At 39.5% G+C, this 12831-nt stretch carries 8 protein-coding genes; 2 read left to right on the top strand and 6 right to left on the bottom strand.

The features are described from left to right. The first annotated feature begins 328 nt into the window (after window positions 1-328). The gene (locus ABD960_RS09015) at window positions 329-913 is read left to right on the top strand and encodes a UpxY family transcription antiterminator (RefSeq protein WP_345330786.1); all 585 of its coding nucleotides are present in this window, start codon (window positions 329-331) and stop codon (window positions 911-913) included. 68 nt (window positions 914-981) lie between these two features. Beyond that, window positions 982-1392 (top strand): helix-turn-helix domain-containing protein, encoded by a 411-nt coding sequence (locus tag ABD960_RS09020; RefSeq protein ID WP_345330788.1) that lies wholly within the window; start codon window positions 982-984, stop codon window positions 1390-1392. 727 nt (window positions 1393-2119) lie between these two features. Here the strand turns inward: ABD960_RS09020 and ABD960_RS09025 are convergent. The 6 genes from ABD960_RS09025 to ABD960_RS09050 form a co-directional block, all read right to left on the bottom strand. Beyond that, window positions 2120-4123 carry a glycoside hydrolase family 97 protein gene (locus ABD960_RS09025; RefSeq protein ID WP_345330790.1) on the bottom strand — a complete coding sequence of 668 codons (2004 nt, stop codon included), beginning with the start codon at window positions 4121-4123 and terminating at the stop codon, window positions 2120-2122. Window positions 4124-4468: 345 nt separating this feature from the next. Further along, a complete protein-coding gene (locus ABD960_RS09030) occupies window positions 4469-5218 on the bottom strand; it encodes a hypothetical protein (RefSeq protein WP_345330793.1) in 750 nt (249 codons plus the stop codon). Window positions 5219-5289: 71 nt separating this feature from the next. Further along, complete coding sequence (locus ABD960_RS09035; protein WP_345330795.1) at window positions 5290-6690, bottom strand: hypothetical protein; 1401 nt, start codon at window positions 6688-6690, stop codon at window positions 5290-5292. 158 nt (window positions 6691-6848) lie between these two features. Beyond that, on the bottom strand, window positions 6849-8252 hold the full coding sequence (locus ABD960_RS09040; RefSeq protein ID WP_345330797.1) for a hypothetical protein: 1404 nt from the start codon (window positions 8250-8252) through the stop codon (window positions 6849-6851). Between the two features lie 102 nt (window positions 8253-8354). Then, window positions 8355-11600 carry a TonB-dependent receptor gene (locus tag ABD960_RS09045; RefSeq protein ID WP_345330799.1) on the bottom strand — a complete coding sequence of 1082 codons (3246 nt, stop codon included), beginning with the start codon at window positions 11598-11600 and terminating at the stop codon, window positions 8355-8357. A gap of 206 nt (window positions 11601-11806) precedes the next feature. Beyond that, the gene (locus ABD960_RS09050; RefSeq protein WP_345330801.1) at window positions 11807-12721 is read right to left on the bottom strand and encodes a FecR family protein; all 915 of its coding nucleotides are present in this window, start codon (window positions 12719-12721) and stop codon (window positions 11807-11809) included. Between the last annotated feature and the right edge of the window lie 110 nt (window positions 12722-12831).

The raw sequence follows: 12831 nt of genomic DNA on the forward strand, positions 1-12831 counted from the left end.
TGTGCATTTAATATGAATTTATAATATTCAAAGGATGTAATAATTATACACTTCGCTTTAAACAAAAATACCGTAAACGCATATTTTCTCAGTCAAATCTGTGCACTTGATTAATGCGTATGTTTTCTATATTTAGTAAGAAAAAGATTTTTTTATTATTAATAATGCATTTTAAAACTATGAATATTAAAAATAATATAATTAATAGTTTAGTTTTATATTCCATAAAGTTTTAATTCATTAAATCAAAGCGTGATACATTTTTAATTGATTTGCCTGTACTATCAGATGATAATTGTGGTATGATAATTATCATATATATAATCCCATGGAAAATAACTTGATGAAACCTAATAACGCTTCAAAAAAATGGATGGTGGTTTATACGCGCTCCAGGTTTGAGAAGAAAGTAGACAAAAACCTAAATCAGCAAGGCATAAATTCTTTTTGCCCCATAGTTAAATCAAAACATAAATGGGCTGACAGGATAAAGACAGTTGATACCCCTCTTTTCTCATCATATATATTCGTAAACATTTCGTTGTCTGAAATTGAACGTGTAAAGCAAACTTCAGGCGTGGTAAGTTTTGTTACCAATAACAATAAACCTGTAACGCTTAATGACACAGAGATTCTAAGGATCGAAGAAATTGTTAAAAGCTACCAAAACCTGGAAATAGTTGACGTGAGCAAACTTAACATTGGCGATGAGGTGCGAATAAATGACGGCCTACTATATAACACTAACGGCATTGTAAAAACAATTTCGGGCAAAAACGTAATTATGGCCATTGACCAGCTCAATTGTGTAATTATGGTAAAGGTTAAAGCTGAACATGTAGTACCTGCAACACATATAGTAAACAGTATTGTGTTTTTAGCTACCCTATCGGTGGCTTTGTTATTAGCCTAAGCAACAATAATTTACCACTGGTTTAGCCCAATTAAGGCAGGTCAGTAATTTATGTAACTGTATTTGATATGGACGTACATCACGGTCACATAGTAGAGCGGGTAATAAGGCGGGAAGGGTATAGTATTAGTGAAATAGCCAGGCTGAGCAAGGTTAACCGACGCTCAGTTTATAACTGGTTTAACCAACAATTTTTAAAGGCCGATATCATCTATAAAATTGGGGTGATTATTAATCACGACTTTTCAGTAGAGTTTCCCCATTTGTTTAAAAGTGATGATTTTAAACGCACCGCAGAAGTGGGAAACAACACTCAACAAAACTTCACACAAAGCGAACAAGCTTCGGACCCACAAAATAATGTATCATATTGGAAGGATAAGTATATCGCTTTACTTGAAAAATACAACGATGTTTTGATCAAAACTGTGGAACGAAGTTCTGTTAAGATATCTGTAGAAGGCAACATTAACCAATAATTACAGCGCTTCACTCCTCATCGAAAACCATTATATAATCAGCTTCTTTTTTATCGACTCAATAACTTATTTTAAACGTTAGTTCAGATAGAACATAACAACCTTATTGTTTAAAATATTAAAGTATTGATTAAGGCAAATAAAAAATGTGTAGATAAAAAGCCCCATATCGTGGAATTATATAAACAAAATGAGAAGTTAAATGCACAATAAATCGTTTAAGTTAATTTGCGTCACGCATAAATTTCGTAACACAAAAATTACTTAAATTTTCGTGAATTCACTCTTCTATTATTAATAATATAATTAATAGAATAATAATATGTATTAAACCGTTATTTAACCATAAAATTGCCGCACATTTTTAAGTGCTTACACCAGTATACGATCACGGTTTTAATAATGTTTCAAAAAAAAGTAACTTTTCGTTTTTTTCGGTATGCTTGATTATTGATGCAATAATAAGGCGTATAAAGGATATCGGTGTTTCGGTGCTTTAGATATTTACGCTAAACATCAATGTCGCTATCCGGTGCCGTGTTTAGATAGCAGCAGCATACACTGATTATACATTTAGATATTTAGATCCTTGGTCAAATTATATGTTAACTCCTAGGGCCTGCTTAACCGGCAAAATCAGACGCTTAAAACCGTCGCATATTGTTAGTGAGGCAAAGGCAAAGTTGCTAAACTGGTATTTAAGCAAGTCAAATAATAAATAGGATAATTATTCTATAGCCGCGACAAACCCGCCGCGCGGCAAACATTTTATTTCAATATAATTTCCCTTTACGACTTCTTGAGCAGTCGTTTCAAATGATTTGTCATTGTCACCATCTTTAATAATGCTGATTTTTGACCCTGATTTAATGAAGTCCAGTTTAAATTTAAAAGTCCTGGATGTGTCTTGCCCGTTTAGGCCGCCGATGTACCATTTGCTGCCGTGGCGCCTTGCTATAACGACATGCTCACCCGGATAGCCGCTTATAAGCCTCGTTTCATCCCATGCCGCCGGAACTGCCTTTAGAAAATCTCGCGGCGCATCAGGCAATGTGTAAAAGGCCTCGGGGCGGTCGGCGTAATTTTGCAAGGCGGATTCAAATACAACCGCCAATGCCAGCTCATGCCCGTAAGATGTAATGTGCGGATGCTGACTGTTAGAGAACGTAACCGGTGTATAGTCCATTGAACCGATAACATTACGGGTAAAAGGCAGTGTTGTGTTGTGCGCAGCTGCTTTATTTGTAAGTACTCCCGAATTGTTATACCATTCTGCTCCATAAACCGCTTCAGTAGTCATTAAATTAGGGTAAGTTCTGGCCCAGCCACGCGGAATAGTCGCGCCATGAAAGTCAACCATTAACTTATATTGGGCGGCATCCTTTAAAATATCCAGGTAAAGTTTAATTATATCCTGCTGATCGCCGGCAAAAAAATCCACTTTAACGCCATAAATGCCGATTTTTTTTAACCACTCAAATTCTTTGATACGTTTATCCCTGGTACGCATCCTGTCTATCGGTGTTGCATCGGCCCAATCCGTCGTGCCTGAATTATACCAAATGAGCGGTTTAATGCCTTTTGATTGGGCATATTTAACCGCGTCCTCAATATTTCCGCCATTGGTCATTACATCCCATTCCCAGTCAATCAACACATAAGGCCAGTCCATCTTTTTAGCGAGGTCAACATACTCAACCACTTTTTTATAGTCTTTTGAGCCGTGATTATACGCCCAATATATCCAGGATACGCTTCCAGGTATAATCCAATCTGTTTTTTTCAACGTACTTGGCTTACTTACATCGGTAACAAGGGTTGACTGTACCAATGTTGCCAACGAACCTATTATTAAAGTATGCCATTGTGACGTCCAGGGTAATAGTGATATGTTACCTCGCTGCTGAAAGGTATTCCTTGGCTCCGAATAAGTAACTTTATAAGTATTCAAATTAACTTCGTTGGTGAGCCTGGCTGCGCAATTTACATCGCTGTTATCCGCTTCGGTAATTAGGTACCACACCGGTAAATTTTTGGCTTTAAATAAGGCAGGATAGCCCCACTGCTGATTTTTTTCGCCCTTACCTGTAGTGCTATAAGGAAAAAACTTTTCGTAACTCGGGTCATAGGTTTGTATCCAGCGCGCAGTTTCGGCAGGTATTTGGTAGGTGGTGTATTCGTCTTTTATATTAACGGGCGTATTTGTCCACTTAGGTAATTTATACCTGAATGCTACGCCATCGTTATAAACCCTGAATATAACGTCGAGTGTTTTACCTGCTGAATTAGCGAAAGTGAAACTGCGTTCGTTAGCGGCATTGGCACAAAGCCTCCGCTTGCCGGTTACCATTTCATACTTTTCGTTTATCCGGTTTATTGCTCCGGCCCGCTTCAGATTCACCACTTTAAATTCCGCCTGATCCGTTGAAACACCCAGGATGTTGTTTAAAGTCAGGGGTGTATACTTTCCGGTCGTTTTATAATAGATACTAAATTTGGCTGCCCCCGCAAATTTAACTGTAGACTGATCTACAACTAATTTAATATTTCCGTCAGGAGAGATTAAATTGTATGCTTTCTGACTTTGAGTATAAGCAGCACGACTACACCCCACCACTGACAAAAAAATGACTATAAATAAGCTTGTAAATTTTCGGTTCATATTAAGAATATTAAGATGCCTTTGGGGCTTAAATGGCTTAACATTCAAAGTTACCAAATGAAAATCCATCAATTTTATTCAATATTGGCTTTTCATTTACGAATAATAGCTTGATGAATATTGCTTAGCAAAGCGTGATTATTTTCAAGTTATGGCTTAAATATCACATAGCGACGCTATTAATAGTCATTCAAGACTCTTGCATTTATCTTTCGAGCTGATAGCATAGGAATCTTGTATTCTATCTAATAAGTATAGACAGAAATCTCTTAGAACATCTACTTGAATAACATCGACTACAGCCTTTAGAACTGTATGTCCATTAATTGACGGTTTTGAGGCACAGCAAGAATTTTTATAAATATATCACAATATAATGCGATTTATTTAGCTTGCATATCAGGCGTTTAAATTTTAGTTGGCAAACAAAGTTTTCACATCAACCCTATAGGGAGTACCGGTAACTGGCGAGCCGAATTCCTGAGGTTCAAAAATAAACAATGTCAGAATTCGTTTTTGCTGCGAGTTATCTTGCAATGCCAGATAAACATCGTCAAGCAAAGGCAATTTGCTTTCATGGTCAACAAGCATCATTATAATACTTTCACTTGTTTGCTTATAAATCAGCTCTGTAAACTGATCAGGAAAACTGTTGGATACGTTTTCTATTTTGCCACCCTCTATAAATTCAAAGGTGTTCGGGTCAATCCAATAAAATATTACATCAAACGGTTTTGTAAGCGCTTTGGGGGCAAAATTAGCAAACTTAACCTTAATATGTTCAGCATCTGGCTGCGCTTCGCTGGAACTATTATTTTCCAATACAACAGGCCTTACATCATTAGATGGCTGAAATAATACCCAGTTAATAGTTTTATCCGCTACAAAAGTGAAGGTGGTATCTATTATAGAATTACCGGTTGAATCTGTAAAGGAAAGGTTGCCTTTACCTGCCGGTACTTTTATATTGCTGAAAGTGCTATTACTCATCTTCAAAGCCTGGCCGTTATAACGTATAGCTAATGCACCGGGCTTATAAGTAGTTATATTATCAATGTTCAGTAATGCAAAATCAACAGCTGTATTAACCGCTTCTTTGTTACACGCTGATACCAGTAAACAAATACCTGAGGCTAATAAGGTACATCTTAAAAATTTTCTCATACTTAAATATACTTAACAAAGGCGGCTTCTTTTTAGAAGCCGCCTGGTAATGTGGATAATGTGAAGATTAATTAATAAACTTTAGTTTGGGTAGTAAACAGTGTCCAGTTTTTCAACCAGGTAGCACCAGAAGCTGTACCCTTAGCAACAGCACCCTGAGTAGCAGCAATAGGTGAAGATGAGCGTGGGATCAAGTTGTTAACATTGTACGCGGTAGCATGGTCTAAGTAGAATGGACTTGTACCAACAGCACCAAGCAGCAAATAGTTGTTTGCAGGCGTAGCCGTACTTGCTGGTGTATAGGCACCTGTAGCGCTGAATGCATGCAATATGTTGGTGCTGAATGTACCGCTTGCGCTGTTCTCAGTAGTTACACCCGCAGGGAAACCGCCGATAACTGAATTTTGCAGATCAAAATTTGTGTTTCTGCGGAAACGGGCACCTAATTTAAGCACCGCATTATCGGTAGAAGTTCCTAACAGCGTGAAGTTTTTCAATACCGGAAGCGTTTTTGGAGTTCCTGTTGAACCGGTTTTATCATTATCCGACTCAATACCGTTAGCATCAGACACACCACCAGAGGTACTGTGGGTAGAGTTTAAGGCTTTAACACCTACTGCATACTGGATAGAACCGGTATAACCGAAATCGAAATCGAAATCGTCGTCATCACCACCGGCTGCAACCAGGTAAGTAGCGTTTACTTTACCGCCGAAGAACTCAAAGCTGTCATCAGCAGAGTAAGTTACCTGGATGTGATCTAAAGTAGTACCTGAACCAACACCGCCAAGTGTTAAACCATTGATCTCGTTGTTAGCGAACAATACCAATCCAGGATATTCGATACGTACATATTTTAATGTACCTGAATTGTCTACGTTATCTGTACCGCCATAAGTGATATCTACACCAGATGGAGGAGTAGGCAAGCCTTCGATAACAGTTGTAGTAGGTTGATTTGTAGGGGCATCACCTAATAAGATTATACCACCAAAATCACCTGCTGCCCTGCTACCCGGAGCATTTGGCGATGTAAACACGATTGGAAGGGCTTCAGTTCCCTGCGCGTCAAGCTTAGCACCTTTTACTACTACCAATACACCGCGGATGTCTTTGCTGATTGTAACACCGTTCTCAGTAGCGGAATAAGTTTTGAACGCACCTGATGAAAGGATGGTTCCGGCAGGAATTTTTAAGGTTTTACCACTTGGCACGTAGCTAACACCGTCAATTAACCACACAGTACTGCTGGTAAGGTTGATAACGTTGTCTGTAGTGTTGCCGTCAAAGTTGTCCTGGATAACACCTGCAGCATTTACCGGAATGCTTTGAGTCGGGTTAGTGAAACCTGCTGATTTTGAACGATTGTGGTAACCGCTACCATCATTGCTTTTCTCTTTTTTGCAACTTGTTGTAAACAGGGCGGCGGCTACCATAGCTGCCACGCCTGCATTTTTGATTTGTTTTACCATTTTTTTGTAGATTAATTTTTAGTACTGCTAAGATAAATTATTTATTGTTAAGAAAATATTAATTTTTAAATTAAATAATTAATATACAGTTTGTTAAAAGCTTTACCTAAAGTAAATTTTGACATGATGTGTCAGGTTGCAGACATTTGCTAATAGCCTTAATAAACTTTATTTTGGGCAGTAAACAGCGTCCAATTTTTTAACCAGGTAGCACCCGCAGCTGTACCCTTAGAAACAGCACCCTGAGTAGCAGCGATAGGTGAAGTTGAGCGTGGGATCAAGGCATTAATATTGTAAGCGGTAGTATGGTCTGTATAGAATGGGTTTGTACCAACAGCACCAAGCAACAAATAGTTGTTTGCAGGCGTAGCCGTACTTGCAGGTGTATAGGCACCGGTAGCGCTGAACGCATGCACTATGTTGGTGCCAAATATGCCACTTGAGCCATTTTCAACAGTTACACCTGCAGGGAAACCGCCGATAACTGAATTTTGCAGATCAAAATTTGTGTTTCTGCGGAAACGGGCACCTAATCTAAGCACTGGGTTATCTGTAGAGGTTCCTAACACGGTGAAATTCTTTAATACAGGACGTGTTTTTGGCGTAAGTGATGAACCCTGCCTGTCATTATCTGACTCGATACCGTTAGCATCAGAAATAGTAGGTGTACCAATTGTGCTATGTGTAGAGTTTAATGCTTTAAGAACTACGGCGTACTGGATGGTTCCGGTATAACCGTAAGTAAAATCAAAATCATCATCAAATCCGCCCGCTGCAATTAAATAAGATGCGTTTACAGTGCCGCCAAAAAATTCAAAACTGTCATCGCCAGCGTAGGTAACCTGGATGTGGTCTAAAGTAGTACCTGACCCTACTCCGCCACAGGTCAAACCATTTACACCCTGGTCTGCAATTAATAAATATCCAGCATATTCAATACGGACATATTGCATAATACCGGAATTATCTGTAACATCTGTACCGCCGTATGTAGTATTAGTTCCGGGTATATATGGCAAACCTTCAATTTCAGTATAGTCCGGTTGATTTGTAGGGGCATCACCTAATAAGATTATACCACCAAAATCACCTGCTGCCCTGCTGCCCGGAGCATTCGGCGATGTAAACACGATTGGAAGGGCTTCAGTTCCCTGCGCGTCAAGCTTAGCACCTTTTACTACTAGCAGTACACCGCGTATATCTTTGATGATCGAAACACCTTCTTCAGTAGCGGCATAAGTTTTAAACGCACCTGATGAAAGGATGGTTCCGGCAGGAATTTTTAAGGTTTTACCACTTGGCACATAACTAATTCCATCTATTAACCATACCGTGCTGTTGGTAAGGTTAATAACATTGTCTGTAGCATTACCGTCAAAGTTGTCCTGTATAGCACCGTCAGCATTTACCGGAATGCTTTGAGTCGGGTTAGTGAAACCTGCTGATTTTGAACGATTGTGGTAACCGCTACCATCATTGCTTTTCTCTTTTTTGCAACTTGTTGTAAACAGGGCGGCGGCTACCATAGCTGCCACGCCTGCATTTTTAATTTGGTTTACCATTTTAGGATTATATCAGTACACAAATGTTAAATATTACAGGTATTTGTGAGTAGTTATGATACTTCACCCGCGCATAGCCCTATCAATAGTGCAGCGTATCGGCTAAAAATTATATGTAAACACTAAGTTATAGGTGCGTCCATATGTCATCCGGTACCGCAAGCGGTCGCCATCTTCAGGTTCATAATTATCCGTCCCTTTAACTCTGGTATATTTATCGCCACCTCCTTCCCATGACTTCTCATTTCTATAAAATTCATCACGGGTATCTAAAAGGTTGGCGATATTAAGCTTAATTTCAGCTCTTTGCTTTAACAGGCGGCCACTCAACTGTAAATCAAGCAACGTACGCGCTCTTTGGAATTCAGTTTGTGCTGGGTCTACCGAAATAACATATGAACGATAGCCCGACCGGTTAAAGCTTGCGGTTGCACCTGCATATTTAGACTGATAAGCTAAACCAGCATTAACTATATATGGTGACTGTCCTATAAGCGGTCGTTTGAAATCCTGCACCACTTCTATTTTTTCAGGCTGATTTTCAGGATCATCCTGGTAAGCCGGATTATTAATCTTTGAAATGGTTTTTATCTCGCTCCATATATAGGCGGCATTACCAAAAACAGTAAAGTTTGCCAGATTTGGACTTATGACATTAAGCGATTTACGAAATTCCATTTCTATACCGGTGTTTTTAGCCGAATGCTGGTTTTGATAGGTTAAAGTTAATACAGACGATGCAGGACTTAAGTTAACCAGTTCCACCGGGCGGTCTAAATATTTATAGAATCCGGATACGGACAAAATTTCCCCTGGAGTTGGATAGTATTCAAAACGCAGATCCACATTTTGAATCTTAGTACTGCTTAAATTGCCGCCGCTGATTGAGGCCTGTAAAAATGGATCCGGGAATGCAAAGGTGGCAGTTTCCCTAAAGTCAGGCCTGATCATGGTTTTGGCGTAAGCTGCACGTATATTTGTTTTTTCGTTAAGGCTATATATGGCATTTATGGAAGGTAGAAAATTCCAGTTTTTTTCTCCCGTTAATACTGGTACAGGCTGGCTAATCACACTACCCGGTGGTTTTGTTGCCTCCTCAATTTGCCTGCGTCGCACCTCATTTTCCTGTCGGTTGGCAAGGTTAAAGTTTTCGGCACGAACACCATATACTAAACGCAGTTTGTTGGCAAAAAGGTGCTGATCCAACATTGCATACGCCGCATGATATTTGGAATCGGCATTAAAAAGCCCGCCATTACCATTATCCAAATAATAATAGGCCTGGTTAAGACCATAACCCACATTTTGCGGCGCAAGCAATGTTTCATAAAGATCAGTAAACGAATGCTGATCACGCTTGGCATATATTTTAGCAAAATAAATATCCTGGCTTCTTTTTTTGTACCAGCCTGTGTAGCCAGCTTTAACAAGGCTTTTATCTTTAAAAAATGAGAAAGGGTAACTTAAATTCAGCGCCCAGTTGAAGTCATGTTCTTTGATAGCTGTCCATAGGCGGTAATCCCATATATAATTACCTACAACTGCGGCCAATGTAGTTACATTTGGTCGTTGATAGTAAGTTCCAAAAGTATTATCAACAGTATAATAAGTAAACTTACGCATATCATTATGCTGCTGGTTAAAATTGCCATATCCCCCGCTCCAATCTATTTTAAGGCCCTTTTGTCCTAAGCTATGTTCTCCTTCAATTTTATGCTGTAAAACAGTAGTAAAAACAGGGTCTGTAAAGTTGCGCTCCTGCTTAGCACCCTGGTCATTTCCGTCAAGCCCTTTACTGTAATAGTATTCCTCATTAAATATACGTGTGTATATATTTTTAACGTTCAATTTAAATTTTCGACTTTGCAGGCCTGCATTTAACACTCCCCCCAAAGTAGTGTTGAAAATGTATGCTGTGCCCTTTCTCAGGGTGTCAGTATCCTCGCCGTTAAATACGTCAGTTGTCGGAAATTCATCCCTTATTGATTTAAAAGGATTAACCTGTTGTGTATTGCGGTAAGTTAGTCCGGCAATAAACCCTATTTTAACACCCTTTTCCTGGTCAAGGTCATACAATCGGCCCAGCGTTATCCGATAGTTTTGGTTAGGCGCCGCTGTATAACTATACCGTTTAAAGCTTTCGGCATTAAAACGTTTGCTTTGCTCTATGGCTCCTGCATAACCTGTTTTAAATCCGTTGGCATTGGTAGCTTCAATACGAGGGTCATCCTGCCCGGGTGCCAGGCTCCAGGAAACCAAGTTATCCGGACGTTTGCGCCTGCCGTCATCAAATCCAAAGTAATCACTCTTGCCCCTGCCGCCGGCAGAAAGGAAATCTTTACCAGTAGCGCGATCGTTATACCCGGCTCCAAAGCTTATACTTAAGAAATTATTATTCGGCATGGCTAAAGTATTCACCATTACCTGCCCGCCAACAAATTCAGCAGTAACATCGGGGGTAGCCGTTTTGTTAACTACTACACTACTAACCAACTCGGTTGGTACAATGTCAAACGAAAAATTACGCCGGTTAAGGTCAGTACTGGGGAGAGTAAGGCCGTCTATCAGCGCCTGATTATAACGTTCGGTTAAACCGCGCACCACAACATACTTATTATCCAGAACTGTAAGGCCGCTTACCCTCTTCAATACCGCGCCAACATTATTATCAGGTGTACGGGCAATCTGCTCTGCAGAAATACCATCAGTTACCGACGCTGCATTTTTTTGTTGTGCGTAAAGCCCCGCTACGCTTTCTTTTTTATAAGATGATTTAATCACAACTTCCTGCAACGCATTGGTAGATGGCTTTAACGCCACATTTAAACTTGTAAGTTTATTGCTGCTAACTACTACATCAGCAATACGTATGGTTTGAAATGATATGTAACTTACCTCAATGGTATATTTTCCGACCGGAACGATAAACTGATAAGACCCGTCGACACTGCTTTGTAAAGCCTTGTTCAGTTCAATTATTTTTACGTTAGCGCCCGGCAAAAGCTCCCCCTTTTCGTCGATGATCTTGCCGGCTATCCGGCCGGGCTGTTGTTTTGCCGGTTCAGTTTGCTTGGGTTTAGTATAATTTACCGAAACCGACTTTTTATTGATTGAAAAGTTGAAGCCCTGGATGGTTAAATCAATTAAAATTTTTCCTAAAGAAACATTGTTATAACGGGTTTTTTCTATCAACACCTTTTCAAGTGAGTTGTCATAGTAAAACTGGTAACCTGTTTGCTTACCCAATTCTTTAAACAGGGTAACCGCGTTTACCTTTTTATTGAATTGAAAACTAACGGGATCAGGAATTTTGGTATAAGCCTGGGCGTATAAAGATGTTCCAAGCAAAATAAAAACACACAGAAGATTGAATTTAAGAGCATTGCGATAATTCTTTCTTAATCTATCCGTTTGGATATCTAAAGTGAAAAACATATTTTCGTGAAATTTTGTACGATTTTTTTGTATGAAAATTAATTTTTAGTAGCGGGGTTGCTACCCGCATTGTAAAGTGCCGTTTTACCGAACGGCACTTTCTTTTTTAAATTTGATTTTTAGTAGCGGGATTGTGTTATGAATTCATAGGTGAGACTATCTTTTTTTGTGAGTTTAAGTTGATATATAAACGCAAGCGATGAGAGCACTTCTTCGGCTTTTTTACCATTAAAATCGCCATTAACCGTGAAGTTCCGGGTAGCAACTTTATCAAATTCAATATTTATTTTATACCAAGAGGACATTTTATAAATTGCTTCCTTGAAAGATGTTCTTTCAAAAGCCAGGCCTGTAGTAAGGGGGTTAAAGGGTTTAAGGGTGAAACTACTTAAGGTTCCTCCGCCTGCGGCGTATTCATAAGCCTTACCCGGGCTTAAGTACACAGACGAGCGAGATGAGCTTTTATCGGTTGGAGTGATAGCAACCTTACCAGTGTACAGATTCACTTTACTCCAATGATGTACCGGGTTGTACTTTACTGTAAATGAGGTACCTAACGCAGTGGTTTGTAACTCTCCGGATTCGACGCTGAAAGGCTTCTTTGGATTTTTTGTTACTTCAAAAAAAGCCTCACCCGTTTGAAGATATACCCGGCGCTCGTCAGTTGGAAAAGCTTTTGGATAGCGCAGAACTGATCCTGACGATACGGTTACGCTTGAACTATCAGGAAGAACAACGCGCAAAGTTTTCCCTACGCTTGCCTGTACAGTGATAAACGTTTTGGTATCCTGAACGTACCTGTAGTATTGATAACCTTTAATGCCCGCAAAAATCAACAAAACGGCTGCTATAGCTGCAGCTATTCGCAATAACGGCTTTAACGATTTTCTCTTATCTGCGCGGATTTTGGCAGTTAAATTATATTTTATAGAAGCTATGGAATCCCCAATATCATCCGGTGTGCTTATAGTTTGGGATATATCGAGATCCGCTTCATCATCAAGCAATGACATATATTCACCGCTTGCTGCCATTTCCCAAAACTCCTGTTCTTCGGAAGGGCTAAGCGATCTTTCGGCAAATTTCTTTAAAAGTTCCTTTTTCCTGTCTTGATTCATCGTCTATCACCGGCCGGCATGTTGTA

The sequence above is a fragment of the Mucilaginibacter defluvii genome (assembly GCF_039543225.1).
Lineage (GTDB): Bacteria > Bacteroidota > Bacteroidia > Sphingobacteriales > Sphingobacteriaceae > Mucilaginibacter > Mucilaginibacter defluvii.

Coding starts and splice junctions, on each gene's coding strand:
- ABD960_RS09015 (WP_345330786.1), top strand. CDS start 329: ATGGAAAATAACTTGATGAAACCTAATAACGCTTCAAAAAAATGGATG.
- ABD960_RS09020 (WP_345330788.1), top strand. CDS start 982: ATGGACGTACATCACGGTCACATAGTAGAGCGGGTAATAAGGCGGGAA.
- ABD960_RS09025 (WP_345330790.1), bottom strand. CDS start 4,123: ATGGATTTTCATTTGGTAACTTTGAATGTTAAGCCATTTAAGCCCCAA.
- ABD960_RS09030 (WP_345330793.1), bottom strand. CDS start 5,218: ATGAGAAAATTTTTAAGATGTACCTTATTAGCCTCAGGTATTTGTTTA.
- ABD960_RS09035 (WP_345330795.1), bottom strand. CDS start 6,690: ATGGTAAAACAAATCAAAAATGCAGGCGTGGCAGCTATGGTAGCCGCC.
- ABD960_RS09040 (WP_345330797.1), bottom strand. CDS start 8,252: ATGGTAAACCAAATTAAAAATGCAGGCGTGGCAGCTATGGTAGCCGCC.
- ABD960_RS09050 (WP_345330801.1), bottom strand. CDS start 12,721: ATGGCAGCAAGCGGTGAATATATGTCATTGCTTGATGATGAAGCGGAT.